Origin of the sequence: Lysinibacillus sp. RS10, assembly GCF_041956855.1 — a bacterium.
Lineage (GTDB): Bacteria > Bacillota > Bacilli > Bacillales_A > Planococcaceae > Lysinibacillus > Lysinibacillus xylanilyticus_A.
This window is the reverse complement of the sequence record NZ_CP167122.1, coordinates 3,715,280-3,741,997: the sequence shown is the minus strand read 5'-3', so window position 1 is coordinate 3,741,997 and position 26,718 is coordinate 3,715,280. Positions and strand designations below refer to the sequence as shown.

Below are 26,718 nucleotides of genomic sequence, written 5' to 3'. Positions count from 1 at the left end.
TCTTATGGAAGTCAATCAATATTTAGAGATGTTTATCGAAGAAAGTAAAGACCATTTACAAGCATGTAGTGAACATTTATTAGAACTAGAAAAAAATCCAGATGATTTGGCAATTGTTGGAGAAATTTTCCGCTCTGCACATACATTAAAAGGTATGTCTGCAACAATGGGCTTTGAAGATTTAGCGGATTTAACTCATAAAATGGAAAACGTGTTAGATGCAATCCGAAACGAGAAAATCCATGTAACTCCTGAAATTTTAGATGTTGTCTTTGAGTCTGTAGACCATCTAGAAGAAATGGTAATGGACATTGCGAATGGCGGAGATGGAAAGCGTGATGTATCCTCAACTGTAGCGCAGTTAAAGCGTATTGAATTAGGTGAGTACGCGATTCCTGAAGTAGTAGCAACTACTGAGACACCAGTTACTGCTGTAGCTAGTGTTTTAGAGTATGACAGCTTTGAACAAACAGTTATTACACAATCTGCTGAACAAGGTTTCAATGCATTTGAAATATCAGTGCGATTACGTGAGGACTGTCTTTTAAAAGCAGCACGTGTATTCATGGTGTTTGAGATTTTAGAAAAAGATGGGGATGTTATTAAATCAAATCCATCTGTAGAAAAGCTTGAAGACGAACAGTTCGACCAACAATTTTGCGTAGCTTTCGTAACTAAAGAATCTGCTGAAGATATACAGAAAAAGATTATGAAAGTTTCAGAAGTTGAGGAAGTGATTGTCGCAACTATTGGGACAACAGTTACTGCTGTAGCAAGTGTTTTAGAGTATGACAGCTTTGAAGAAACAGTTATTGCACAATCTGCTGAACAAGGTTTCAATGCATTTGAAATTTCAGTGAGACTACGTGAGGACTGTCTGTTAAAAGCGGCACGTGTATTTATGGTGTTTGAAATCTTAGAAAAAGATGGGGATGTTATTAAATCAAATCCATCTGTAGATAAGCTTGAAGATGAGCAGTTCGATCAACAATTTTATGTAGCTTTCGTGACAAAAGAATCTGCTGAAGATATGCAGAAAAAGATTATGAAAGTTTCAGAAGTCGAAGAAGTGATTGTCGCTACGATCGAAGAAAAGCAATTTAGTAAAAAAGAACAAGCGATTCAAGAAGTAACAGCTACAGCAACGATAGAACCGGAGGCTAAACCTGCTACTGCACCTGAAAACACTACTCCAGCACCTAAACCTGCAAAAGCGGCAGCTCCTGCTAAAGCTGATAAAAGCCATGCGCCTGTTGGTAATAAAACAATTCGTGTTAATATCGAGCGTCTTGATATTTTAATGAACTTATTTGAAGAGCTTGTGATAGATCGAGGGCGACTACAGTCCATTTCAACTGAGGTTAATCACGGTGAGTTAAATGAAACTGTAGAGCGTATGAGCCGCGTCATGGGTGACTTACAAACAATTATTTTAACGATGCGTATGGTTCCGGTTGAAACAGTATTCAACCGCTTCCCAAAAATGATCCGTCAGTTATCTCGTGATCTTAATAAGAAGATTAACCTGGAAATTATCGGTGCCGAAACCGAGCTAGATCGTACTGTAATCGATGAAATTGGAGATCCACTTGTTCATTTAATCCGTAACTCTGTCGACCATGGTATTGAAAATCCTACAGCTCGCCTTGCGAAAGGAAAGCCAGAAGAAGGAACGGTTGTACTACGTGCTTATCATAGCGGTAACTATGTCTTTATTGAAATTGAAGACGATGGAGCAGGTATTAACCGTGAAAAAGTACTAGCGAAAGCTATTTCTAAAGGTATTGTTACACAAGAACAATCATACTCAATGTCAGATAAGCAAATTAATGAGCTTATTTTGGCTTCTGGATTCTCAACAGCAGATGTTATTTCTGATGTATCAGGCCGAGGCGTAGGATTAGACGTTGTTAAAACAACAATAGAATCATTGGGTGGAAATATTTCCATTGAATCTACACAAGACGTAGGCTCAATATTCTCGATTCAATTACCACTGACATTATCGATTATTTCTGTCATGCTAGTAGAAATTGAAAAAGAGATTTATGCAATTCCACTTTCATCAATTATTGAAACTTCCATTATCCGTTCATCAGAAATTATGAATGCGCATAATCAAAAAGTAATCGATTTCCGTGGCAAAGTAGTACCACTAGTATTCTTAGAAGAAATCTTTGAGGTACCTCGCAAAGAACCACAGGTTGACGAATTCCATTCAGTGGTCATCGTTCGAAAAGGTGAGAAGCTTGCTGGTTTAGTAGTGGATTCATTCATTGGTCAACAAGAAATTGTTCTGAAATCATTAGGAAATTACTTAACGAATATCTTTGCAATTTCAGGTGCAACAATTTTAGGTAATGGGAAAGTAGCCTTAATTGTGGATTGTAACGCACTTATTAAATAAAGTGAATGAATAAGAGAGGTGTAAACAATGACAAACGCAGTGGAACAAGAAAGTATTAAAGTGATTGTTTTTCAATTAGCAGATAAAGAATATGCGATTCCTGTATCGCATGTTCAAGGGATTGAAAAACTAATGCATATTACACGTGTACCAAAAACAGCGAAATTTGTAAAAGGTGTTATTAATCTACGCGGTGTCGTAACACCAATTGTGGACTTACGTGAACGATTTGAGTTACCGATCTCTGAGCATGAAGAAACAACTCGTATTATCATTATTTCATTAGAGGATATGGAAGTAGGCTTCGTAGTAGATTCTGCAAATGATGTGTTAGACATACCTGCAAACTCAATTGAACCACAGCCAGAAGTAGTTGGTTCACTTGGAGAAGAGTTTATTTCAGGCGTAGCTAAAATAGATAAACGTTTATTAATATTATTACATTTAGAGAAAGTACTAAATCCACTAAAGTAGGGGTCGATAATGATATTTAATCAAAAAATTACATCACTACATTTAGACGTATTGAAAGAAATTGGAAATATTGGTGCTGCGCATGCTGCTACAGCACTTTCCAATTTACTTGGTAAAAAAATTGATATGCGAGTACCAAAGGTTGAAATGGTGTCATTTAATGACATGATGGAGCTTGCTGGAGGATCTGAAAATGTCGTAGTTGGAATCTATCTACGCATTGAAGGTGATGCTGAAGGTAGTATGTTTTTTATCCTACCAATTGAACAAGCAAATCGTTTTATCCGTCGTCTCATATACGATGAATCATTCGACTTTAAAAAACAACCTGTTTCAGAGTTAGGTTTATCAGCTATGCAGGAAATGGGTAATATTTTATCTGGCTCTTATTTATCAGCGTTATCTGACTTTACAAATTTAAAAATTTATCCGACAGTCCCAGGACTAAGTGTTGATATGTTTGGTGCCATTATTAGTATTGGTTTGATTGAATTATCACATGTTAGCGATAATGTAATCGTAATAAATACATCCATTTTTGAAGACGGTGCAGAGGACCAAGAAACAGTAAAAGGACATTTTTTCTTATTACCGGATCCAGATTCATTTGATGCTATTTTTAAAGCATTAGGAGTTTCATAGATGATACTGAGTAATAGTAATGGACAAGTGATAAAAGTTGGAATTGCACAAATGGATGTAGTAAAGTTACCAAACACGATCAGAACATCAGGTCTTGGATCTTGTGTAGGTGTTATTTTATATGATGAGTCAAAAAAAATTGCTGGTTTAATACATGTAATGTTGCCAGATTCGAGTTTAGGTAGACAAGAGTCAATAAATGTGGCTAAATTTGCTGACACAAGCGTTGCGGCAATGATTGACCTATTAAAGTTAGAAGGCGTTCAAAAATTTAAGCTAAAGGCAAAAATTGCGGGTGGTGCGCAGATGTTTCAATTTACCTCTGACAAAGATTCAATGCGTATCGGTCCGCGTAATGTAGAAGCGGTAAAGTTTGAGTTAAAACGCCATGGAATTCCTTTAGTTGCCGAAGACACGGGTGGTAATAGTGGGAGAACAATTGAATTTTCTCCTGCGACGTCGACATTACATATTCGAACGGTAAACCAAGGAGTGAGTGAAATATAATGTTTGGTTCTATTTTTTATAACCTATGGGGTGCGTTAGCTGCCTTTTCTCTCTATTTTTTTAGTACATTTCAAAAACCTTTTACACCATTACGTATTATCATAGGATCATTTGTAGCGGGAATAATTATGTTTTTTGTCATGTATATTATAAGGTTTTTAATTGCCTACGTTTTATTCACACCAGAGGGCGATGAAGAAGTCGTTGAAGGTGAGCTAGAAGAAAGCGAATCTGTCAATTCCAAGGAAGATCAAGAAACACCGACGGCTAACTCAACCGTTGAGTTTCAGGATGAAAGCTCAGATGAAATTGCCCAGGTTGTACGAACGATGATGAATCGTGAGGATGAACAGCAAATAAATGCATAAACATACGAGTCGCGAATAGCGGCTCTTTTTTTGTGAAAGCTACTGTTCGGTGGAAAACCAAGGGCATAGTTTTCGTCTTGGCTAAAGAGCTACATCCTGATTCTCTTTTAAAACTAGACGGATTTTGGCTATAACCAAACTAAAATATGGCCGACAAATAAATTTAAAGAATCTGTGATAGAGTAGGAGAAACAAATGAAATTAAAGTCGATTCTTGTTATAATATAGGAAAGAAGGGCAATGTTTTTTATGTGAGAGGCTTATGGCTAACGCCCCTATCGATTGAACAGAATTTTGGCAGGAAAAAGAACAATAAGGTACATATTTCTTTCTAGAAGGTAATCGTAGTCAATGGCAAACAGGCGCGTAAATGCGTTTTTCTTAAGAGAGGTGGATTACATGACACAACCAATTCTGAACGATGAACAAAAGCTGTGGAATCGTTGGATACATGAGCGCGATCCAGATGCTGGTGATATGCTAATAAAAAAATATATTTCTCTAGTATCATATCATGTACAGCGCATTGGTACGGGTTTACCAAAGAGTGTATCTCGAGACGATTTAACGAGCTTAGGCATGTTAGGTCTTTTTGATGCATTAAATAAATTTGATATTAATAGAGACTTGAAATTTGATACATATGCTTCTTTTAGAGTAAGAGGAGCAATTATAGATGGTTTACGTAAGGAAGATTGGTTGCCGCGTTCAGCTCGTGAAAAGGCAAAGAAATTAGATGCACAAATTGAACATTTAGAACAAAAATATATGCGTCATGTAACACCTGAAGAGCTTGCGGAGCATATGGCTTTACCTATTGAGGAAGTTCACCAAACTGTACAGGAACATTTCTTTTCAAATGTTCTTTCCATTAATGAGCAGCAAGATCAAGATGAAACGGATGGAAAGTCATTTGTTATACGTGATGATACGACTGAGACCCCTGAGCAAGCGATCGTTAAGTCAGAATTACTGGAAGACTTAGCTGAAAATATCCAAAAGCTAAATGATAAAGAGCAACTGGTGCTTAGTTTATTTTATACAGAAGAATTAACATTAACAGAAATTGGGGAAATGTTGGAACTATCTACGTCACGTATTTCACAAATCCACTCTAAGGCGTTATTAAAGTTACGAAAATTATTATCTAACGAAATGATTAATGCGTAATGACCTTATATACCTACTATTGAAGGAGGAAGTCTAATGAGTTTAAAGGGTGTCGAACTACAAATAGCTATTCCGAAAACATTTGAAGCTGGGAAAATGGCAGATCAGGCACATCAACAAACTTTGGCTCAGCAAGCACATGCAAATGAAGCGTTAAAAAAAGAAATTGAACGCAAGCAAAAAGTTGTGAATACTTCTGAGGGTATGGATGAGATTGGTGAAGATGAAGAAGCGGGTGTCGAGTATATAAAAGGTACTCGAAAAAAGAAAAAAAATAATAACGAAGAGCCGAAAAAACAGGTTCAACATCCGTTTAAGGGTAATTTCGTGGATTTTAGTGGATAGGAGTTTACAATGACAACCATACTAATTGTGGTACTATTTTTTTTACAATTACTTTCATTTTATTTCCTCATCATTTTAAATACAAAACTAGCAAAATTTAAAGAATTAGAAAAAAAGCAAGAACGTTTAATGCGTGAAATGGATGATACTATAAGTGTCTATTTAGCTGAAATGAAAGATGAAAACGATCGCCTAATTCAAGAGTTGCAAAGTGTTTCAATGACTGCAACTAAAACGAATGCTGTTAAACAGGTAGAGCAGATTGCGAGACAAAAGGAGCAGGAGCAATCTCCTTCGCTGACAGAGGAAGAAAGCACAGTAGACGGTTCTAATAGTGTAGATCATGAACCGCGTATTTATGTGCCAAAAAAGATCGTAGCCAATGCTTATTCACGTCAGCAACAACCTGGAGTTAAGACTGAAGCAAAGGTTGTACATTCAGCCGAACAATTAAATGAAGCAAGACGAAAAGACGAAGTAAAGCCATTAACAATAGAACAACAAGTTATTGAATTAGCGAAACAAGGTAAAACATCAGAAGAAATTGCAAAGCAGCTTCAAAGAGGAAAAACAGAAATCGAGCTATTATTGAAGTTTCATAACTAAAACAGTTGCGAATGGGATAAAGCTATGATATAGTTGCAAATGGTGTTATTAATACACACGCATTTTGATGTAGTAAGTGGTGCTCTAAGCTTAGGGTAGCTTGTTGCAAGTGATAAATGCGGAGGATAAAAACCAAACATACTAGGAGGAAATACACATGTCAGTAATTTCTATGAAACAATTACTTGAAGCTGGTGTACATTTCGGTCACCAAACTCGTCGTTGGAACCCAAAAATGAAGAAATATATCTTCGTTGAGCGTAACGGGATCTACATCATCGACTTACAAAAAACTGTTAAAAAATTAGAGGAAGCTTATGACTTCATGCGTCAAGTTGGTCAAGACGGTGGTAAAGTTCTTTTCGTTGGTACGAAAAAACAAGCACAAGAAGCGATCAAAGATGAAGCTGAACGTTCAGGCAACTACTACATCAACCAACGTTGGTTAGGTGGTACTCTTACAAACTTCGGTACAATTCAAAAACGTGTTGCACGTATGAAAGCAATCGAAAAAATGGAAGAAGATGGAACTTTTGAAGTTCTACCTAAAAAAGAAGTAATCCAACTTAAAAAAGAACACGAACGTCTAATCAAATTCTTAGGCGGTATCCGTGATATGCAAGCTCTTCCAGACGTAATGTTCGTTGTTGACCCACGTAAAGAACGTATTGCTGTTGCAGAAGCTATTAAATTAAACATCCCTCTAGTAGGTATTGTTGATACAAACTGTGATCCAGATGAAATCGACTACGTAATCCCTGCTAATGATGATGCTATTCGCGCTGTTAAACTTTTAACTGCTAAAATGGCTGACGCATTAATCGAGTCAAAACAAGGTGAAGAAGAAGCTCCAGCTGTAGAAGCTGCTGCTGAGTAATTCACGTTTACAAAAAGGTGATAAGTGGCTCAGGACCCTTATCACCTTTTTTAGAACCTATCAATAAAATTTGTTCAACCAACTTAAGGAGGAAACACTAAATGGCAAACATTACTGCACAATTAGTAAAAGAATTACGCGAAAAAACTGGCGCTGGAATGATGGATTGTAAAAAAGCGTTAGTAGAAACTGATGGCAATTTAGAAGCTGCAATCGATTTCCTACGTGAAAAAGGACTTTCTTCAGCTGCTAAAAAAGCTGACCGTATCGCTGCAGAAGGTACAACATACATTTTAGAAAATGGTAACGAAGCAATCATCCTAGAAGTAAATGCTGAAACTGACTTTGTTTCTAAAAATGATAAATTCCAAGTATTAGTTGCTTCATTAGCTGAACAATTACTTGCTGCTAAACCTGCATCAATTGAAGCTGCATTAGAGATTGCAAATGCTGAAGGTGTAAAAGTTGTTGACCAAATTTCAACAGCAATTGCAACAATCGGTGAAAAAATTACTCTTCGTCGTTTCGAAGTGAAAACAAAAACTGATGCAGATGCATTCGGTTCTTACTTACACATGGGCGGCCGCATCGGTGTATTAGTTACTTTAGAAGGTTCTACAGATGCTTCTGCTGCTAAAGATGTTGCTATGCACATCGCAGCTATTAACCCAACTTATGTTTCTCGTGATGAAGTTTCTGCTGAAGAAGTTGAACGTGAGCGTAAAGTATTAACTGAACAAGCACTTAACGAAGGTAAACCAGAAAATATCGTAGCGAAAATGGTTGAAGGACGTCTTGGTAAATATTTCGAAGATGTTTGCTTACTTGACCAATCATTCGTTAAAAACTCAGATCAAAAAGTACGTGACTTCGTTGCTTCAACTGGCGGTTCAGTAAACGGCTTCGTACGTTACGCTGTAGGTGAAGGTATCGAAAAACGTGAAGATAACTTCGCTGAAGAAGTAATGAGCCAAGTTAAAGGTAACTAATTTAGCTTGCATTTGATCCTAATCAAATAATATCTAGATTTTCTAGACTAAAAATGGGGAACACAACATAGCGTGTTCCCTATTTTTCCGAAATGAGCAAAAAAAAGATAGCGTTGGTTCATCTACCAAAAGTTGTGGATAACATTTGTTAAAACATATGCTATGTATATAAGTTGATTGAAGTGGAGGCTGGACATCCTCAGGAAAGCGCCCAGTCGGAACGGAAATCAACCACACGTTATGGTGATGAGCCATATAATTTCCTATTCTGCCTTATTCACAACTAGCAATTATTGTTATATATATTATAATGGAAAAGGGAATAGAGATGTTTTAAATAAAGTCTGATGGAGGTTTACAATGAGTGTGCCACAATATAAACGAGTAGTTATAAAATTAAGTGGTGAAGCGTTAGCTGGAGAGGCGGGCTTCGGTCTATCACCAAAAATAATCAAGTCTGTTGCAGAAGAAGTAAAAGAAGTAGTAGATCTTGATGTAGAAGTTGCTGTTGTTGTAGGTGGCGGTAACATATGGCGTGGAAAAATTGGTAGCGAAATGGGCATGGATCGTGCAGCAGCCGATTATATGGGTATGCTAGCAACAGTTATGAACTCCTTAGCGTTACAAGATGCACTTGAAAAATTAGGGATTGAAACACGTGTACAATCTTCCATCGTGATGACACAAGTAGCAGAGCCTTACATTCGTCGTAAAGCAGTTCGTCATCTAGAGAAAAAACGAGTTGTAATTTTTGCGGCAGGTACAGGTAACCCGTTCTTCTCTACTGATACTACTGCAGCATTACGAGCAGCAGAAATCGACGCAGATGCAATTTTAATGGCAAAAAATAATGTAGATGGTGTTTATTCTGCAGATCCAAAGGTAGACACGACTGCCGTTAAATACGAAACACTCACATATTTAGACGTTATTCAACAAGGTTTACAAGTAATGGATTCTACAGCTTCAACTTTATGTATGGATAACGATATTCCGTTAATTGTCTTCTCGATTACGGAACCAGGTAATATTAAACGTGCCGTACAAGGTGAAAAAATTGGAACTGTTGTTAGGAGGAATGCATAATGACTAAACAAGTTTTAGAACAAACTACAGAAAAAATGAATAAAACAATCGCTGCTTTCACACGTGAACTATCTTCAATCCGTGCAGGGCGTGCAAATGCATCTCTATTAGATCGCATTTCAGTTGAATATTATGGTGCACCAACACCAATTAATCAGCTTGCAGGTGTTTCGGTACCAGAAGCGCGTTTATTAGTTATTGCACCTTACGATAAAACGATTTTAGGTGAAATTGAAAAAGCAATTATGAAATCAGATATTGGTATTACACCAACAAACGATGGTTCTGTCATTCGTTTAATGATTCCTGCTTTAACAGAAGAGCGTCGTAAAGATCTTGTGAAGCAAGTGAAAAAAGAAGCAGAAGATGCAAAAATCGCTGTACGTAACGTTCGTCGCGATGCCAATGATGATCTAAAAAAACTTGAAAAAGCTGGCGAAATCACAGAAGATGATCTACGTGGCTACGGTGAAGACATTCAAAAATTAACGGATGATTTCATTGTAAAGGTAGATCAAGTAACGAAAGACAAAGAAAAAGAAATTCTAGAAGTGTAAAAAACTCAATTTGCATGTCTATGATGGAACTTTTTAATGAGATGAAGGCGTCCTATAAATAACAGGACGTCTTTTCTCTTTACTGTTAAATTATTATGTAACAGAATATATTTAGTTTTAATGAAAATAACCTATCATCTATTTTTGCTTAAGATTTAAGAGGAACTGTTTTTTACGCGATTTGAGGGGAATGCCTCGGATTAAGTCTTCGTAGATGGTGTGATACAATTATCAGACTTCTTTACAGGCTTTTCTTTATAAAATTGTTGTTCTAAAATAAGATAGTTCATACATAGTCAATTTAGAGGGAAAAAAAAGACAAAAAGCGCTTTTGTTTGTTATGATAGGTTAGAATACGTCCGATTAGTTGTAGTGGGGGAGTTAGCATGTTTAAAAAGCTATTAGGTAAACAAATAAAAATGGATACACTATCATTGGAGGAACGTGTTGCCCATGCTAAAAACGAGCCGATTCCTGCCCATGTAGCGATTATTATGGACGGAAATGGACGTTGGGCGAAGAAACGTGCCATGCCACGTGTTGCTGGACACCATGAAGGTATGAAGACGGTGCGAAAGGTAACTAGATTTGCATCAGATCTAGGTATTAAAGTTTTAACGGTGTACGCGTTCTCTACGGAAAATTGGAAACGACCAAAAACAGAGGTCGATTTTCTAATGCGTTTACCTGTTGAATTTTTAGGTTCCTTTTTACCTGAAATGATGGAACGCAATGTACGTGTTGAAATGATCGGCGATTCATCTTTGTTGCCTGCACATACACAAAAAGCATTGTATGAGGCGATGGAGGAAACGAAGCATAATACAGGATTAATTTTAAATTTTGCTCTGAATTATGGAAGTCGTTCAGAAATGGTTGGCGCCATGAAAACAATGCTTCAAAAAGTGCAAGACGGTCAATTAACGATGGAAGACATAACAGAAGAATGCTTGACATCTCATTTAATGACGGCCCATCTGCCAGAGCCAGATTTGTTAATTCGTACAAGTGGTGAAGTACGATTAAGCAACTTTATGTTATGGCAGCTCGCTTATACAGAATTTTGGTTTACAAATACATTGTGGCCAGATTTTAGCGAGGGAAACTTACTGGAAGCGGTGGAAAACTATCAGAAACGTAATCGCCGTTACGGTGGGCTGAAGGGAGAAGAAACAACTTGAAACAACGAATTATCACAGCAATAATTGCAGCAGCGCTATTTATTCCATTCGTTATTTATGGAAAAGTGCCATTTACACTACTTGTGCTTGCAATGGCTGTTGTCGGCTTTTATGAAATACTAAAAATGAAAGGTATTTCACTTTTTTCAGTGCCTGGCTTTTTAGGGCTACTAACATTAATATTGCTTGTTATACCAAAGGACTGGTCTAGTGAAGTCGTAGAGGCAATTGGCTATTCGTCCACGCTAATGGTTGTTTATGGACTTATGATGTTATTGCTCATATACGTAGTCCTTGTGAAAAATAAAATAACATTTGATGAAGTTGCTTTTATATTATTAGGTGCGTTTTATGTTGGCCTAGGCTTTCATTATTTAAATGAAACAAGAAATGTCGGTCTTGAATATGTTGTCTACTGTTTGCTAGTTGTTTGGACAACTGACTCAGGCGCATACTTTGTGGGAAGAAAGCTAGGTAAAAATAAGCTATGGCCTGAAATTTCACCTAAGAAAACTGTAGAGGGCTTTGTAGGTGGGATTGTCATTGCGGTGATCTTTGCTATCGGAATGCAAGCGATTTATCCATTTATGAATAGCTATGTTTCACTTATTTTCGTGACAATCTTTGCCTCAATTATCGGTCAAATGGGCGATTTAGTGGAATCAGCTATAAAGCGTCATTTTGACGTCAAGGATTCAGGTAATATTTTGCCTGGGCATGGTGGTATTTTAGACCGCTTTGATAGTCTATTATTCGTCGTGCCATTACTACATTTTTTACATCTTTTCGGTAACTAAGAACAATAGAAGCATTGCTCTATATCGTACATTTTTATTTGCTTAGATAGAAAAAGGGGACAATTTGTCGTGAAAAAAATAAGTTTACTTGGTGCAACTGGTTCAATCGGTTGGCAAACCTATGATATTTTAAAAGAACAACGTGAAGCCTTTCATTTAGTGGCCTTTTCTTCTGGAAAAAACATCGATAAAACTCGTGAAATGATCGAAACTTTGAAGCCTGAGCTAGTATCTGTTCAATTAGAGGAAGATGCACTTACGCTCGCTAAGGAATATCCACAAGTCCATTTTACGTTTGGAGCAAAAGGACTAGTAGAGGTGGCTACACACCCTGATTCAACAGTGCTTGTAAACGCTGTTCTCGGGAGTGTTGGACTAGAATCGACATTAGCCGCAATTCGTATGGGCAAAACCATTGCAATTGCCAATAAAGAGACACTTGTCACTGCTGGACATTTAGTAATGGCGGAGGCAAAGAAATATAATGCAACAATTTTGCCGGTTGATAGTGAGCATTCTGCAATTTTCCAATCGATGAACGGTGAGAATCCGAAAAATATTGAACGTTTAATCATTACAGCTTCTGGTGGTAGCTTCCGTGACAAAACACGTGAGGAATTGAAGCATGTAACAGTTGCAGATGCACTAAATCACCCGAACTGGTCAATGGGGGCGAAAATAACGATAGATTCAGCTACAATGATGAATAAAGGGCTAGAAGTCATTGAAGCACATGTCTTATTCGATATGCCTTATGATAAAATTGATGTACTTTTGCATAGAGAAAGTATTATTCACTCATTAGTTGAGTATCATGATACTAGTGTCATTGCACAGCTAGGTACACCGGACATGCGTGTACCTATTCAATATGCCTTAAGCTACCCAGATCGTATGCCGCTACATAACGGACAACGACTTAATTTAGCACAAATTGGTCAGTTACATTTTAAAGAAATGGATTTTGAACGTTATCCAGCATTGCGTCTAGCTTATGAGGCTGGGCGTACAGGCGGTACAATTTTAACGGCGATGAATGCGGCGAATGAAGCGGCAGTTGCGGCATTTTTACAAGGGCAAATAACATTCCTTGAAATTGACGAAACGATTGAGCGTGTAATGCAGGCACATAACAACATATTAGTGCCAGATTTGCAAACAATTTTACATGTAGATGGTGAAACAAGAAAAACAGTGTTAGACATGGTAAAATAACGAGAGAAGATATCGTTAACTATTCGTTTTTAAAGGTGGGGTATTATGCAAACAGCTATTGCATTTATTTTAATATTTGGCCTACTCGTATTCTTCCATGAATTCGGTCACTTCTTGTTTGCGAAACGCGCAGGAATCATGGTTCGAGAATTCGCCATTGGTATGGGACCAAAAATTTATTGGAGAACACATGGTGAAACAATCTATACGGTACGTTTATTGCCGATTGGTGGATACGTTCGTATGGCTGGTGAAGACATGGATGGCGCCGAATTACAGCCGGGCTACCGCGTAGGGCTTATTGTAGATGAAGATAATGTGGTGAAGAAAATTATTTTCAATCAAAATAATAAGCAATTACCAGATTTATTATTTTTAGAAGTTGAGCGTGCCGATTTAGAAAAAGAATTGTTTGTAGAAGGCTATGATGAAGAAGAAAAATTAGTTCGTTACAATGTTGCAAGAGATTGTATGCTCGTAGAAAACGGTAGAGAAACGTTAATTGCACCATATGATCGTCAGTTTAACGCTAAAACAGTTGGTCAACGTGCCATGACAATCTTTGCAGGTCCATTGTTTAACTTTATTTTAGCTTTTGTTATTTATTTGTTAATTGGATTATTTTACGGGGTACCAACGTATGAGCCAATCATAACAGAAGTTGTAGCAAATGATCCAGCTGCACAGGCAGGAATGGTTGCCGGTGATAAAGTAACTGCCATCGACGGACAAGCGGTTGAAAAATGGCAAGATTTAGCTGGAAATGTACAAGATCGTCCAGGTGAAACAATTAATGTAACAATTGAACGAGATGGACAAACAAAAAATCTTCCAATGACGGTTAAAGAAATGACAGATGAAAATACGGGTGAGACGTTTGGTCAAATTGGTGTTAAGTACGAGAGCCCACGTGAATTTAATCCATTGAAGGCAGTTGTTTATGGCGCTCAAGAAACCTATAATATGACGGTTCGAATATTTGAGTTGCTCGGTATGTTAGTTACCGGTAAATTCACGATAGATGCTCTATCAGGTCCAGTTGGTATTTATAAAGCTACAGAAGCAGTAGCTCAATATGGATTCATGAATTTAATGAATTGGGCTGCAATGTTAAGTATTAACCTTGGAATTATGAACTTACTACCGCTCCCAGCACTTGATGGTGGTCGTCTATTATTCTTCGGCTACGAAGCATTACGTGGTAAGCCAATTGATCGTCAAAAAGAGGGTCTTGTGCATTTTGTAGGTATCGTACTATTAATGATTCTAATGGTCATCGTTACATGGAACGATATACAACGATTTTTCTTTTAACTAAATTATCAAGTAAAACATAATTTAGAAAAAGCCTAGCGAATATCACAATGACCGCCAAGGTGAAAACTGATTGAAAAGATAGCTTTGAGCGCAATTTTTTTGAAACATTGCGCTCAAAGCTAAATTTGTTTATGCTAATTAGAGTATAAAAACATATTTATTAAAAAAGGTGGAACACTGAATGAAGCAAAGTAAAACATTAATCCCAACGCTACGTGAAGTACCTGCTGATGCAGAAGTAAAATCACATAAGCAATTACTACGTGCAGGGTTTATTCGTCAAAATACAAGTGGGGTATACTCGTATTTACCGCTTGCAAAACGTGTGTTGACAAAAATAGAAAATATTATTCGTGAAGAAATGGAAGCAATCAATTCAATTGAGCTTTTAATGCCTTCATTACAATCTGCGGAACTTTGGCAGGAATCAGGTCGCTGGGAAAAATACGGACCAGAATTAATGCGTTTGAAAGACCGTCATGACCGCGACTTTGCATTAGGACCAACACATGAAGAAGTGATTACGACTTTAGTACGTGATGAAATTAAATCATATAAAAAGTTACCGTTAACACTTTATCAAATTCAAACTAAATTCCGTGATGAAAAACGTCCTCGCTTTGGTTTGCTACGAGGCAGAGAGTTTATTATGAAAGATGCGTATTCTTTCCATGCAACACGTGAAAGTTTAGATGAAACATATGATGATATGTATCGTGCTTATTCAAATATTTTCTCTCGCCTTGGTTTAAACTACCGTGCAGTTATTGCAGATGCAGGCTCAATCGGTGGTAAAGGGACACATGAATTTATGGTGCTTTCCGAAATTGGAGAAGATACAATTGCCTATTCTGACACGTCTAATTATGCTGCGAACATCGAAATGGCAGAAGTTCTTGTAGACTATCAACCATCAGGTGAAGCATTAAAAGACCTAGAAAAAGTGGCAACACCTGATCAAAAAACAATCGAAGAAGTATCGGCTTTCTTAAATGTTGAGCCTTCTACTGTCATTAAAACATTAGTGTTTGACGTTGATGGTGAATTAGTTGTGGTACTTGCTCGCGGAGATCACGAAATTAATGATATTAAACTGAAAAATGCGCTTAATGCTGATTCTGTTGAACTTGCTAGTGAAGAGGCAATCCGCAATTTATTAGGCTGCGGAGTTGGTTCAATTGGTCCTGTTAAATTACCAGTAGACATAAAAGTAGTAGCTGACAATGCTATTAAATCAATCCGTAACGGTGTAGCTGGTGCAAATGAGGATGGATTCCACTTAGTAAGCGTTAATCCAGAGCGTGATTTTGCAATAAATGAATACTTAGATATTCGTTTTATTCAAGAGGGTGATCCATCTCCAGATGGACAAGGTACTATCAAATTTGCAGAAGGTATCGAGGTTGGACATATCTTTAAATTAGGAACAACTTACTCTGCAAAAATGAATGGTACATTCTTAGACGAACAAGGGAAGACACAGCCATTTATTATGGGCTGCTACGGTATTGGTGTATCACGTATTTTAGCTGCTGTTGCTGAGCATTTCCAAGATGAAAATGGTTTTATTTGGCCAACACAATTATCGCCTTATGATATCCATGTTGTACCTGTTAATACAAAGGATGAAACACAAGTAGCCTTAGCTGATGAGCTGTATGGCTTATTGAAATCATACCGTTATGATGTGCTAATAGATGATCGTGCTGAGCGCGCTGGGGTTAAATTTGCAGATGCTGATTTAATTGGTTTACCAGTCCGTGTAACAGTAGGTAAAAAAGCAACTGAAGGTATTGTTGAAGTAAAATTCCGTCAAACAGGTGAAACGTTTGAATGGAAAAAAGAAGAGGTCATCGATCGCTTAAATGAATTTTTTCGCAGAAATTAACTCCTTTCAGCTGAAGTCTCCATCTCAATGGTGGTGAGATGAATACGGGTTTTAAGCTACTTTTTAGTGGGTGTCCAAGCACAGCTGAAATAGAGGAACTCAGTCTAAAAACGCCACGTCCTGTGGCAACGACTGAGTGACCAACTTCGTGTTGGCCTAATGCCTCCGGCGGATGTCATGGAATCGGAGAGGAGTTCTTAGGGGATGTTAGCCTAAAATCATCGCATCCATGCGATAACGGCTAACTGACCTGCGTCGTGCAGGCCTAAGCACAAAGCCGATCCCAGACGCAATTATGCCAAGGCATAATTGATTTTCCTTTAAATGCTTGTCCCAAAAGGATGGAAATGGCATTAAATAGATAATAAATTCGCGCCACTTCCCAGGGACAGCGAGCCAAGCATGAATTCATAGATGTTTAGGATTTGTGAGGCTTGACGGTCACCTGCGGAAAGGGAGCGAATTTTTTCTTTGATTCGTAAACGTTGGTAAGGAAATAAAATAAGGGGCTTTGATACGGCCTCTTACTGAAAGTAGGTGTCAATAGATTGGAACAGCAACAAGAAGCAAGAATGAGGTTTCAAATGTTCTTGCAGCAACTAGAGTTAACAGATGATGTGTATATGTCCTTTTTTGAAGAAGGTGAATTATCACGGCTAACCGTACACAAAAAGAACAGGCTGTGGAATTTTACCATTAAATTACGAGATATACTCCCTTTCCCGCTATACCAACTTTTTCGTACTCGTTTGACTGAAAAATTTTCAGCTATCGCTCAAATTCACACCACTTTTGATACGGTAGAAAAAAATGTTACGGAGGAGCTTGTCCAAGGATATTGGTTAACTGTAGTAGAGCAAATAGATGAGATGGCGCCAACTTTAAAAAATTGCCTCGTTTCGCAAATGCCAATGTGGAATGGGCAAAAAATTACATTATCCTGCATGCAAGAAATGGAATTTATGATGCTGAAAACAAAGTATGCAGAAAAGCTTTCCGAAAGCTATAGTCAATTCGGCTTCCCACACATTGCAATAGATTTCGTGCTTCAAGATCAATCGGAAGAAATGATTGCGGCGCAGAAAGCTTTCAGAGAACAGAAGCAATTAGAGGAGGCAGCTTTATCTCAGCAAGCGATACAAGATTACAAAAAGCGTGAGCAGGAGAAGAAAGAAAATCCAGCCATTGCTAACCTTGGTGACCGTCCATTCCAGCTCGGTATGTTAATTAAAGACGATGAAACTATGGAAATTAAACGCATTGTTGAAGAAGAACGCCGTGTTATTATTGAAGGATTTGTTTTTGATACAGAAGTTAAAGAACTAAAAAGCGGCCGTTCTTTATTGCAAATTAAAATTACCGACTATACGGATTCCATCGTTGTAAAAATGTTCTCACGTGATAATGATGATGCGGAACTTATGCAATATTTGAAAAAGGGTATGTGGGTAAAAGTCCGAGGCTCCGTACAAACTGACACATTTATTCGTGATTTAATCGTCATGGCAAATGATATTAATGAAATCAAAAAAGCAACACGACAAGACAAGGCACCAGAGGGAGAGAAACGAGTAGAATTGCATTTGCATACACCAATGAGTCAAATGGATGCTGTGACACCAGTTGATCGACTTGTTGCGCAGGCTGCAAAATGGGGTCACCCAGCCGTGGCTATTACCGACCATGCTGTTGTGCAATCCTTCCCAGATGCCTATGCAGCAGGGAAAAAGCATGGAATAAAAGTTATTTACGGCTTGGAAGCTAATTTAGTAGACGATGGTGTACCGATTGCTTATGCTCCTGAGCACCAATTATTAGCGGATGCTACCTATGTCGTGTTTGACGTAGAGACGACAGGTCTATCTACTGCTTACGATACGATTATTGAGCTTGCTGCAGTTAAGATTAAAGATGGAAATGTGATCGACAAATACGAAAGCTTTGCCAATCCACATCACCCATTGTCAGCGACGACTATTGAATTGACAGGCATTACAGATGATATGGTACGAAACGCGCCTGAAGTGGAGCAAGTCATTAAGGAGTTCCATGCATTTATTGGAGATTGTATTGTCGTAGCCCATAATGCATCGTTTGATATTGGCTTTTTATACACAGGCTATAAAAAATTTGGGCTAGAGGGAACAATTCATCCAGTTATTGATACGTTGGAGCTTGCCAGATTACTTTATCCAACGATGAAAAACCATCGTTTAAATACACTTTGTAAAAAATTCAATATTGAATTAACCCAGCATCACCGAGCTATTTATGATACAGAAGCAACGGGTTACTTGCTTTTACAGCTGTTGAAAGATGCAGATGAATTAGATATTAAATACCATGATGACTTTAATAAGCATATTGGTGGTGGAGATGCTTATAAAAAGGGACGACCAATGCACTGCACAATATTAGCAGTAGATAATGTTGGACTAAAAAATTTATTTAAAATAGTCACACACGCCCATACAAAAACTTTCTATCGTGTACCTCGTGTAACACGAGCAATCTTAGAGCAATATAGAGAAGGTTTATTAGTGGGCTCAGGTTGTAGCAACGGTGAATTATTTGAAACCATGATGAATAAATCCCCAGAGGAAGCAGAGCAAATTGCGAGGTTTTATGATTACATTGAAGTTCAACCTAAAGCAGTATACGCACCGTTAATTGAGCGCAATGTCGTACGTGATGAATGGACACTTGAAGATATTATTCGCAAGTTAGTGAAGCTCGGGAAGAAGATCGATAAACCTGTTGTAGCAACGGGTAATGTGCATTACTTAGATCCGATAGACGGGAAGTTCAGACAAATACTAATCGGCTCTCAAGGTGGTGCCAACATATTAAATAGATCGAAGCTACCTGAGGTTCATTTTAGAACGACTGATGAAATGCTTGAGGAATTTGACTTTTTAGGACCAGATCTTGCGAAAGAAGTAGTTGTGACAAACTCACAAAAAGTCGCCGATATGATTGGTGATGTTAAGCCAATTAAAGATGATTTATATACACCAAAAATTGAAGGCTCTGATGATGAGGTAACAAATTTAACGTATGAAATGGCCCACCACATATATGGAGAAGAGCTACCAGAAATCGTGAAAGCCCGAATTGAAAAGGAATTAAAGTCAATTTTAGGACATGGTTTCGGTGTAATTTACTTAATTTCTGCGAAGCTTGTGAAAAAGTCATTAGCGGATGGTTACTTAGTAGGTTCTCGTGGTTCGGTAGGATCTTCATTAGTGGCAACTTTTATGGAGATTACTGAGGTAAATCCACTTCCACCTCATTATGTTTGTCCAAATTGTAAGCATTCCGAGTTTTTTGATGATGGTTCAGTAAGCTCTGGCTTTGACTTACCAAATAAAGATTGTACAGAATGCGGTACACCTTATAAAAAGGATGGGCAGGATATTCCATTCGAAACGTTCCTTGGCTTTAAAGGAGATAAGGTACCTGATATCGATTTGAATTTTTCCGGTGAATATCAACCACAAGCTCATAACTACACGAAGGTTTTATTCGGTGAAGATTATGTATATCGTGCTGGAACAATCGGTACAGTTGCAGAGAAAACAGCGTATGGCTACGTTAAGGGCTATGCTAATGATAACAACCTACATTTCCGTGGCGCTGAGGTAGATCGGTTAGTGCAAGGCTGTACAGGCGTAAAACGTACAAGTGGACAGCACCCTGGGGGGATTATCGTAGTACCAGACTATATGGATATTTTCGACTTCTCACCAGTGCAATTTCCTGCGGATGCACAGGATGCAGAGTGGCGTACAACCCACTTTGATTTCCATTCTATTCACGATAATATTTTAAAACTTGATATTCTAGGGCACGATGATCCAACTGTGATTCGGATGTTGCAGGATTTATCAGGAATAGATCCAAAAACCATCCCAACAGATGATCCAGTCGTTATGAAAATCTTTAGTTCCCCAGAATCTTTAGGCGTAACAGAAAAACAAATAGGCTGTAAGACAGGGACACTTGGAATTCCTGAATTTGGTACTCGTTTTGTACGCCAAATGCTTGAAGATACAAAGCCATCAACATTTTCGGAGCTTGTGCAAATTTCAGGACTTTCACACGGAACAGACGTGTGGCTTGGTAATGCACAAGAATTAATTCAAAATGGTACATGTGTACTGAAAGAAGTAATTGGCTGTCGTGACGATATTATGGTGTATTTAATTTACCAAGGGCTAGAACCGTCACTGGCGTTTAAAATTATGGAGTCTGTGCGTAAAGGGAAAGGTTTATCTGAAGAGTTTGAAGCAGAGATGTTAGCGAATAAGGTGCCAGGCTGGTATATCGAATCATGTAAAAAGATTAAATATATGTTCCCGAAAGCCCACGCTGCTGCTTACGTTTTAATGGCAGTTCGTATCGCATGGTTTAAAGTGCATTTCCCGATTCTTTACTATGCGGCGTATTTCACAGTACGTGCAGATGATTTTGATTTAATTGCCATGGTACAGGGTCCCCAAATGATTCGGGCAAAAATTGATGAAATCAATATGAAAGGCTTAGATGCTTCAACAAAAGAAAAAAACCTATTAACTGTAATGGAACTAGCACTTGAAATGTGTGAGCGCGGCATGAGCTTCCAAAAGGTGGACTTATATCGTTCGCAGGCTAGTGAATTTGTCATTGAGGGGAATACTTTAATTCCACCATTCGATGCGATTCCTGGACTTGGTACGAACGTTGCTAAACAAATTGTGGTAGCACGTGAGGACGGAGAATTTTTATCGAAGGAAGATTTACAGCAACGTGGTCGTGTATCCAAGACATTAATAGAATACATGGATCAATTGGGCTGTTTAGAAGGGATGCCTGATGCCAATCAGCTTTCACTTTTCTAATGTCCTTCAATATTGAAGCGGTCAGTCTAAAGACATCACCATTAATAATGAATAACTTATTTGATTTATGAACAAATTAAGCACAAATTTCAGATTCCAGACACAATTATGGCTTTGCCTAATAGATATCTAGAAAAAGGAAATTTGCATTGTGCTGTAAACTATGCTATCCTTATGGTAATAATTTGTTGATAGTTTTCCAGCAAAAGAGTGGGGCCTTCCCGCTCTTTTCTGTTGTTATACCGTAGCAAAACAAATTTTTTACTAACAGCAGGTAAGACCGTTAAATTTCACCAAAGCTACTGGTGGAATTTCTGTTTTATTACGCCAGAATTTGATAGATACAGGAGGAAACAATGAGCAAAGTACCATCTTTAATAGAAGAGCTCGCCAAACCGATTGTTGAAGAGTTGAATCTTGAGTTAGTGGATGTCGAGTTCGTAAAAGAAGGACGTAACTGGTTTTTACGTGTTTATGTGGATACACCTGAGGGTGGAATTGACATTGAACAATGTGCTCAAGTTAGTGAACGACTAAGTTTGCTATTGGATGAAAATGATCCAATTACACAAAACTATTATTTAGAAGTTTCTTCACCTGGAGCAGAACGTCCATTAAAAAAAGATGCTGATTTTGAAAAAGCGATTGGCAAATTTATTTATGTTAAAACCTATGAGCCCGTCAAGGACATGAAGGAATTCCAAGGCTACTTAACGTCATATGATGAACATACATTAGTGATAGAAGTACGCATTAAAACGCGTAAAATTACAGTAACAGTTGAACAAGAAAAAATCGCATTGGCACGACTAGCTATCGATTTTTAAGCATAATGCATATTTAGGAGTGAAAACAAAATGAGTAGTGATTTGTTAGATGCGCTCAATGCGCTAGAAGAACAAAAAGGAATTTCAAGAGATGTGTTAATTGAAGCAATTGAAGCCGCATTAGTTACAGCTTACAAACGCAACTTCAATCAAGCACAAAATGTCCGTGTTGACCTAAACTTAGATAAGGGCTCTATCCGTGTCTTTTCACGTAAAGATGTTGTTGAAGAGGTAGAGGATGATCGTTTAGAAATTTCTGTTGAAGATGCAAAGGCTATCAATCCTGCATACCAGTTAGAAGATGTGGTTGAACAGGAAGTGACTCCACGAAACTTTGGTCGTATTGCCGCACAAACAGCGAAACAAGTTGTTACTCAACGTGTACGTGAGGCAGAACGCGGCCTAATTTACGAGCAATATGTAGATCGTGAAGATGATATCGTGACTGGTGTAGTTGAGCGTCTAGATGCTCGTAATATTTACGTAGGTCTAGGAAAAGTAGAAGCTGCTTTACCACAAAACGAACAAATTCAAGGTGAAACATATCGTCCACATGATCGTATCAAGGTCTATATTACAAAGGTTGAACGTACAACACGCGGACCACAAGTCATTGTTTCACGTACACACCCTGGTTTATTACGTCGCTTATTTGAGATGGAAGTACCTGAAATCTATGAAGGTATTGTAGAAATCAAATCAATTGCTCGTGAAGCAGGAGATCGTTCTAAAATCTCTGTTCATGCACATAACGAAGAGGTAGATCCAGTAGGTTCATGTGTAGGAGCAAAAGGTGCTCGTGTACAAACAATTGTAAATGAATTAAACGGCGAAAAAATCGATATCGTTGAGTGGTCAGAAGATCCAGTTGTTTTTGTAGCAAATGCACTTAGCCCATCGAAGGTTTTAGATGTTCAAGTAAATGAAGAAGAAAAATCTACTACGGTTGTCGTACCAGACTATCAATTATCATTAGCAATTGGTAAACGTGGTCAAAATGCACGTTTAGCTGCAAAGCTAACTGGCTGGAAAATTGATATTAAGAGTGAAACAGATGCTCGTGAGTCAGGTATTTATCCATCTGCTACAAGCACTTTCATACCTGCTGAGGATGAAGAAAGTGATTTTGCTGATGTTGCAGTTGACTTATATCAAGACGACGAAGAATAAGTAAGAAAGCCCGTGTGACTAGTTAGCTGCCATTATTCAGTGGGCGTTGGGTTGCGCCGACTGAATAATGGCAGAGCCTACAACGAAAATTGTCATGGATTTATTGATTGTAAATCTGGACTCTGACCAAGGTAGAGCATGGCTAGTCCACCTCTTACGACAAGCTTCAGAGAGGAAAGGTGATTCTTATGGCTATTAATAAAAAAGTACCTCTTCGAAAATGTGTAGCTACTGGAGAAATGCTACCTAAGAAAGAAATGATTCGTGTCGTTCGTTCGAAAGAGGGCGAGGTAAGTGTTGATGTTTCCGGAAAAAAACCCGGACGTGGTGCCTATGTGTCTAAATCGGAAAAGGCAATTGAAATTGCCCGAAAGAAAAATGTTTTAGGGCACCAACTTGATGTGAAAATCCCTGAAGAAGTCTACGATGAGCTTATTATGCTAATTCGTAGGGAGTCTATTATATGATGAATCAAGCAGTGTTTAATTTGCTTGGGATAGCGGCAAGAGCACGTAAAGTTATTTCAGGAGAAGAGTTAGTAGTAAAGGAAGTCCGCAATGGGAATGCTAAGCTAGTACTGCTTGCAAACGATGCTTCTAAAAACTCTGGCAAAAAAATTCAAGATAAATGCACGTACTATAACGTTGAGTATCATGTAATTGGTGATCGTTATGATCTAGGACATGCTACAGGTAAGGAGGCCCGAGTGGCTTTAGCTATTACCGATAAAGGTTTTGCAAGCAAATTGTCTAGTCTACTCAACGAAAAATAATCGGGGGTGAGCAGATGACCAAAATCAGAGTTCATGAATATGCGAAACAAGTGAATAAAACGAGTAAAGAGGTTATTGACGCACTAAATCAATTAAATGTGAGTGTAACCAATCATATGTCAATGTTAGAAAAAGACATGGTATCAAAGTTAAACCAATCATTTAAAGCTACAAAAGAAGTGAAGAATCCTACTCAAAACGTATCGCAAAAATCACAAGCTAATGGCCAACAAAAACCACAGCAATCGGTGAAAAAGCAAGAAGGGCAAAGGCAGCAATCTGCTACTTCTAAGCCTAAAGTTAATAATCAGCAACAAACGCATCAAAACTCAAATTCGTCTAACGAAAAATCTAAGAATATAAAAGGTAACCAAAATCGAAATATGACACAAAATAATAATAATAATAATAATAATAATAATAATCGCAGAGGTGGCGGTGGTTACAACCAACGTCCAAAACCAGGAATTCACGGCGGAAAACGTCGCCATCCAAAAACACATCAACCAAGTCTACCAGTGAAACAAAAGGAATTACCAGAAAAAATTACTTTTGTTGAATCACTATCAGTAGCAGAATTAGCAAAAAAACTGCACCGTGAACCATCAGAAATTATTAAAAAATTATTTATGCTTGGTGTAATGGCAACAATTAACCAAGAATTAGATAAGGATGCAATTGAATTAATTTGCGCAGACTATGGTGTAGAAGTTGAAGAAGAAATTCGTGTAGATATTACGGATTTAGAAACACACTTCGAGCAAACAGAAGAAGTTAACGAGGCGGAATTATCAGAACGTCCTCCTGTAGTGACAATAATGGGGCACGTTGACCATGGTAAAACTACATTATTAGACTCTATTCGCAATACAAAAGTTACAGCTGTAGAGGCTGGGGGTATTACTCAGCATATCGGTGCTTATCAAGTAACTGAAGGCGACAAAAAAATTACGTTCCTTGATACACCAGGACACGCAGCTTTCACAACAATGCGTGCACGCGGTGCAAAAGTAACAGACTTAACGATTTTAGTGGTAGCTGCGGATGATGGCGTTATGCCACAAACAGTAGAAGCGATTAACCACGCAAAAGCAGCAGAAGTACCAATTATCGTTGCAGTCAATAAAATGGATAAACCATCAGCTAATCCAGACCGTGTAATGCAAGAGTTAACGGAGCATGGTCTAGTTCCGGAAGCTTGGGGCGGAGAGACTATTTTCGTACCAATCTCAGCATTAAAAGGTGAAGGCATTGACACATTATTAGAAATGATTTTACTTGTTGCTGAAGTTGGAGAATTAAAAGCGAACCCAGATCGCTTAGCACTTGGTACAGTAATTGAAGCACAACTAGATAAAGGTCGAGGCTCTGTTGCAACACTTTTAGTACAAGATGGAACATTAAAAGTTGGGGATCCAATTGTTGTCGGCCATACTTATGGGCGAGTACGTGCAATGGTGAATGACAAAGGCCGTCGTGTGAAAGAAGCTGGACCATCAACGCCAGTAGAAATCACAGGCTTAAATGATGTACCACAAGCTGGTGACCGTTTCGTTGTCTTTGAAGACGAAAAAACAGCACGCCAAGTTGGGGAAACTCGTGCAATGTCAGCGATTCAAGCACAACGCTCAGAAAAACAACGCGTAACGCTTGATAACTTATTCGAACAAATGAGTCAAGGCGAAATGAAAGAGCTAAACTTAATTGTTAAAGCTGACGTTCAAGGTACTGTAGAAGCTATGGCTGCATCATTAATGAAAATTGATGTTGAAGGCGTTAACGTGAAAATTATTCACACTGGCGCTGGGGCGATTACAGAATCAGATATTTCTCTAGCTGCGGCTTCAAATGCAATTGTTATTGGTTTCAATGTTCGTCCAGATGTCAATGCAAAACGTGCAGCAGAAGAAGAGGGCGTAGATATTCGTCTACACCGCATTATCTATAAAGTAATTGAGGAAATTGAACAAGCAATGAAAGGTATGCTTGATCCAGAATTCGTAGAAAAAATTATTGGTCAAGCAGAAGTTCGACAAACAATTAAAGTATCAAAAGTTGGTACAATTGCTGGCTCATACGTAACAGAAGGTAAAGTAACTCGTGATTCTGGCGTACGTATAATCCGCGAAAATGTAGTAATTTTTGAAGGTGAATTAGATACACTAAAACGTTTCAAAGATGAAGTTAAAGAAGTTGCAAAAGGTTACGAATGTGGTATTACAATTACAAACTTCAACGATATTAAAGAAGGCGACATTATTGAAGCCTACATTATGGAAGAAGTTAAACGCGTATAATGATTGTTTATGCAGAGGTTGAATTTATTATTCAAACTGCCCATTCTTTGAAGGAAAAACGTGCTGTTCTACAGCGTATGATTACCCGCACGAAGCAAAAATTTAATGTATCCATTGCGGAAATTGACCATCAAAATGTATGGCAACGCACGAAATTAGCGCTTGTTGCTGTTTCTTCATCAAAAGAAGCAGCAGAGCGGGAAATTAATCATGCGCTCCATTACTTACAGTCAAATCCATCATGGGAACAGCTAAATGTGTGGCGAGACTATTTATAAGTAACAAAAGATGTTGTGTTATGCGTGATTAAGCCTTACCTTGCGAGTAAATATTTGTGCAAGTGAAG

Annotated in this window: 24 protein-coding genes; all 24 read left to right on the top strand. The window is 38.0% G+C overall.

Translation table 11 applies throughout. The features are described 5' to 3' along the window. The first annotated feature begins 4 nt into the window (after nucleotides 1-4). The 24 genes from ACB089_RS19080 (at nucleotide 5) to ACB089_RS18965 (ending at nucleotide 26,650) form a co-directional block, all read left to right on the top strand. Nucleotides 5-2,407: a chemotaxis protein CheW gene (locus ACB089_RS19080; protein WP_374963494.1), complete on the top strand. Its 2,403-nt coding sequence runs from the start codon at nucleotides 5-7 to the stop codon at nucleotides 2,405-2,407. Between the two features lie 27 nt (nucleotides 2,408-2,434). Then, nucleotides 2,435-2,881, top strand: a complete 447-nt coding sequence (locus tag ACB089_RS19075; protein ID WP_368635444.1) for a chemotaxis protein CheW — start codon at nucleotides 2,435-2,437, stop codon at nucleotides 2,879-2,881. A 9-nt stretch (nucleotides 2,882-2,890) separates the two neighbouring features. Further along, nucleotides 2,891-3,523, top strand: a complete 633-nt coding sequence (locus tag ACB089_RS19070; protein WP_374963493.1) for a chemotaxis protein CheC — start codon at nucleotides 2,891-2,893, stop codon at nucleotides 3,521-3,523. Next, nucleotides 3,524-4,030, top strand: coding sequence for a chemotaxis protein CheD (locus tag ACB089_RS19065; RefSeq protein ID WP_374963492.1), 507 nt, complete (start codon nucleotides 3,524-3,526; stop codon nucleotides 4,028-4,030). It begins immediately after the preceding gene. Continuing rightward, on the top strand, nucleotides 4,030-4,398 hold the full coding sequence (locus ACB089_RS19060) for a hypothetical protein (protein ID WP_374963491.1): 369 nt from the start codon (nucleotides 4,030-4,032) through the stop codon (nucleotides 4,396-4,398). The genes ACB089_RS19065 and ACB089_RS19060 overlap by 1 nt, the downstream gene beginning before the upstream one ends. A gap of 399 nt (nucleotides 4,399-4,797) precedes the next feature. Continuing rightward, nucleotides 4,798-5,568: a FliA/WhiG family RNA polymerase sigma factor gene (locus ACB089_RS19055; protein WP_374963490.1), complete on the top strand. Its 771-nt coding sequence runs from the start codon at nucleotides 4,798-4,800 to the stop codon at nucleotides 5,566-5,568. Between the two features lie 36 nt (nucleotides 5,569-5,604). Beyond that, a complete protein-coding gene (locus ACB089_RS19050) occupies nucleotides 5,605-5,913 on the top strand; it encodes an RNA polymerase subunit sigma (protein WP_068983131.1) in 309 nt (102 codons plus the stop codon). A gap of 9 nt (nucleotides 5,914-5,922) precedes the next feature. Further along, the gene (locus ACB089_RS19045; RefSeq protein ID WP_374963489.1) at nucleotides 5,923-6,519 is read left to right on the top strand and encodes a hypothetical protein; all 597 of its coding nucleotides are present in this window, start codon (nucleotides 5,923-5,925) and stop codon (nucleotides 6,517-6,519) included. 157 nt (nucleotides 6,520-6,676) lie between these two features. Further along, nucleotides 6,677-7,396, top strand: a complete 720-nt coding sequence (gene rpsB, locus ACB089_RS19040) for a 30S ribosomal protein S2 (protein ID WP_349660877.1) — start codon at nucleotides 6,677-6,679, stop codon at nucleotides 7,394-7,396. Between the two features lie 101 nt (nucleotides 7,397-7,497). After that, nucleotides 7,498-8,385, top strand: a complete 888-nt coding sequence (tsf, locus tag ACB089_RS19035; protein ID WP_374963488.1) for a translation elongation factor Ts — start codon at nucleotides 7,498-7,500, stop codon at nucleotides 8,383-8,385. 360 nt (nucleotides 8,386-8,745) lie between these two features. Continuing rightward, complete coding sequence (gene pyrH, locus ACB089_RS19030) at nucleotides 8,746-9,471, top strand: UMP kinase (RefSeq protein WP_374963487.1); 726 nt, start codon at nucleotides 8,746-8,748, stop codon at nucleotides 9,469-9,471. Further along, a complete protein-coding gene (gene frr / locus ACB089_RS19025; protein ID WP_368635436.1) occupies nucleotides 9,471-10,028 on the top strand; it encodes a ribosome recycling factor in 558 nt (185 codons plus the stop codon). Before pyrH ends, frr begins: the two co-directional genes overlap by 1 nt. A 386-nt stretch (nucleotides 10,029-10,414) precedes the next feature. Further along, on the top strand, nucleotides 10,415-11,209 hold the full coding sequence (locus ACB089_RS19020) for an isoprenyl transferase (RefSeq protein ID WP_374963486.1): 795 nt from the start codon (nucleotides 10,415-10,417) through the stop codon (nucleotides 11,207-11,209). Next, the gene (locus ACB089_RS19015; RefSeq protein WP_374963485.1) at nucleotides 11,206-12,006 is read left to right on the top strand and encodes a phosphatidate cytidylyltransferase; all 801 of its coding nucleotides are present in this window, start codon (nucleotides 11,206-11,208) and stop codon (nucleotides 12,004-12,006) included. Before ACB089_RS19020 ends, ACB089_RS19015 begins: the two co-directional genes overlap by 4 nt. Nucleotides 12,007-12,075: 69 nt before the next feature. Beyond that, the gene (dxr, locus tag ACB089_RS19010) at nucleotides 12,076-13,221 is read left to right on the top strand and encodes a 1-deoxy-D-xylulose-5-phosphate reductoisomerase (RefSeq protein WP_368635434.1); all 1,146 of its coding nucleotides are present in this window, start codon (nucleotides 12,076-12,078) and stop codon (nucleotides 13,219-13,221) included. 45 nt (nucleotides 13,222-13,266) lie between these two features. After that, entirely contained in the window at nucleotides 13,267-14,535 is a 1,269-nt protein-coding gene (gene rseP, locus ACB089_RS19005) for an RIP metalloprotease RseP (RefSeq protein WP_374963484.1), read from the top strand. Between the two features lie 184 nt (nucleotides 14,536-14,719). Then, on the top strand, nucleotides 14,720-16,426 hold the full coding sequence (locus tag ACB089_RS19000) for a proline--tRNA ligase (protein ID WP_374963483.1): 1,707 nt from the start codon (nucleotides 14,720-14,722) through the stop codon (nucleotides 16,424-16,426). 548 nt (nucleotides 16,427-16,974) lie between these two features. After that, entirely contained in the window at nucleotides 16,975-21,306 is a 4,332-nt protein-coding gene (locus ACB089_RS18995) for a PolC-type DNA polymerase III (protein ID WP_374963482.1), read from the top strand. A gap of 356 nt (nucleotides 21,307-21,662) precedes the next feature. Further along, nucleotides 21,663-22,133: a ribosome maturation factor RimP gene (rimP, locus tag ACB089_RS18990; protein ID WP_368635430.1), complete on the top strand. Its 471-nt coding sequence runs from the start codon at nucleotides 21,663-21,665 to the stop codon at nucleotides 22,131-22,133. 30 nt (nucleotides 22,134-22,163) lie between these two features. Then, nucleotides 22,164-23,303, top strand: a complete 1,140-nt coding sequence (nusA, locus tag ACB089_RS18985; protein WP_368635429.1) for a transcription termination factor NusA — start codon at nucleotides 22,164-22,166, stop codon at nucleotides 23,301-23,303. A gap of 188 nt (nucleotides 23,304-23,491) precedes the next feature. Beyond that, a complete protein-coding gene (gene rnpM, locus ACB089_RS18980; protein ID WP_368635428.1) occupies nucleotides 23,492-23,770 on the top strand; it encodes an RNase P modulator RnpM in 279 nt (92 codons plus the stop codon). After that, nucleotides 23,767-24,075, top strand: coding sequence for a YlxQ family RNA-binding protein (locus ACB089_RS18975; protein ID WP_368635427.1), 309 nt, complete (start codon nucleotides 23,767-23,769; stop codon nucleotides 24,073-24,075). The genes rnpM and ACB089_RS18975 overlap by 4 nt, the downstream gene beginning before the upstream one ends. Before the next feature lie 14 nt (nucleotides 24,076-24,089). Beyond that, a complete protein-coding gene (infB, locus tag ACB089_RS18970; protein WP_374963480.1) occupies nucleotides 24,090-26,372 on the top strand; it encodes a translation initiation factor IF-2 in 2,283 nt (760 codons plus the stop codon). Then, nucleotides 26,372-26,650 carry a DUF503 domain-containing protein gene (locus ACB089_RS18965; RefSeq protein WP_004225006.1) on the top strand — a complete coding sequence of 93 codons (279 nt, stop codon included), beginning with the start codon at nucleotides 26,372-26,374 and terminating at the stop codon, nucleotides 26,648-26,650. Before infB ends, ACB089_RS18965 begins: the two co-directional genes overlap by 1 nt. The last annotated feature ends 68 nt before the right edge of the window (nucleotides 26,651-26,718 follow it).

Coding starts and splice junctions, on each gene's coding strand:
- ACB089_RS19080 (WP_374963494.1), top strand. CDS start 5: ATGGAAGTCAATCAATATTTAGAGATGTTTATCGAAGAAAGTAAAGAC.
- ACB089_RS19075 (WP_368635444.1), top strand. CDS start 2,435: ATGACAAACGCAGTGGAACAAGAAAGTATTAAAGTGATTGTTTTTCAA.
- ACB089_RS19070 (WP_374963493.1), top strand. CDS start 2,891: ATGATATTTAATCAAAAAATTACATCACTACATTTAGACGTATTGAAA.
- ACB089_RS19065 (WP_374963492.1), top strand. CDS start 3,524: ATGATACTGAGTAATAGTAATGGACAAGTGATAAAAGTTGGAATTGCA.
- ACB089_RS19060 (WP_374963491.1), top strand. CDS start 4,030: ATGTTTGGTTCTATTTTTTATAACCTATGGGGTGCGTTAGCTGCCTTT.
- ACB089_RS19055 (WP_374963490.1), top strand. CDS start 4,798: ATGACACAACCAATTCTGAACGATGAACAAAAGCTGTGGAATCGTTGG.
- ACB089_RS19050 (WP_068983131.1), top strand. CDS start 5,605: ATGAGTTTAAAGGGTGTCGAACTACAAATAGCTATTCCGAAAACATTT.
- ACB089_RS19045 (WP_374963489.1), top strand. CDS start 5,923: ATGACAACCATACTAATTGTGGTACTATTTTTTTTACAATTACTTTCA.
- rpsB (WP_349660877.1), top strand. CDS start 6,677: ATGTCAGTAATTTCTATGAAACAATTACTTGAAGCTGGTGTACATTTC.
- tsf (WP_374963488.1), top strand. CDS start 7,498: ATGGCAAACATTACTGCACAATTAGTAAAAGAATTACGCGAAAAAACT.
- pyrH (WP_374963487.1), top strand. CDS start 8,746: ATGAGTGTGCCACAATATAAACGAGTAGTTATAAAATTAAGTGGTGAA.
- frr (WP_368635436.1), top strand. CDS start 9,471: ATGACTAAACAAGTTTTAGAACAAACTACAGAAAAAATGAATAAAACA.
- ACB089_RS19020 (WP_374963486.1), top strand. CDS start 10,415: ATGTTTAAAAAGCTATTAGGTAAACAAATAAAAATGGATACACTATCA.
- rseP (WP_374963484.1), top strand. CDS start 13,267: ATGCAAACAGCTATTGCATTTATTTTAATATTTGGCCTACTCGTATTC.
- ACB089_RS19000 (WP_374963483.1), top strand. CDS start 14,720: ATGAAGCAAAGTAAAACATTAATCCCAACGCTACGTGAAGTACCTGCT.
- rimP (WP_368635430.1), top strand. CDS start 21,663: ATGAGCAAAGTACCATCTTTAATAGAAGAGCTCGCCAAACCGATTGTT.
- nusA (WP_368635429.1), top strand. CDS start 22,164: ATGAGTAGTGATTTGTTAGATGCGCTCAATGCGCTAGAAGAACAAAAA.
- rnpM (WP_368635428.1), top strand. CDS start 23,492: ATGGCTATTAATAAAAAAGTACCTCTTCGAAAATGTGTAGCTACTGGA.
- ACB089_RS18975 (WP_368635427.1), top strand. CDS start 23,767: ATGATGAATCAAGCAGTGTTTAATTTGCTTGGGATAGCGGCAAGAGCA.
- infB (WP_374963480.1), top strand. CDS start 24,090: ATGACCAAAATCAGAGTTCATGAATATGCGAAACAAGTGAATAAAACG.
- ACB089_RS18965 (WP_004225006.1), top strand. CDS start 26,372: ATGATTGTTTATGCAGAGGTTGAATTTATTATTCAAACTGCCCATTCT.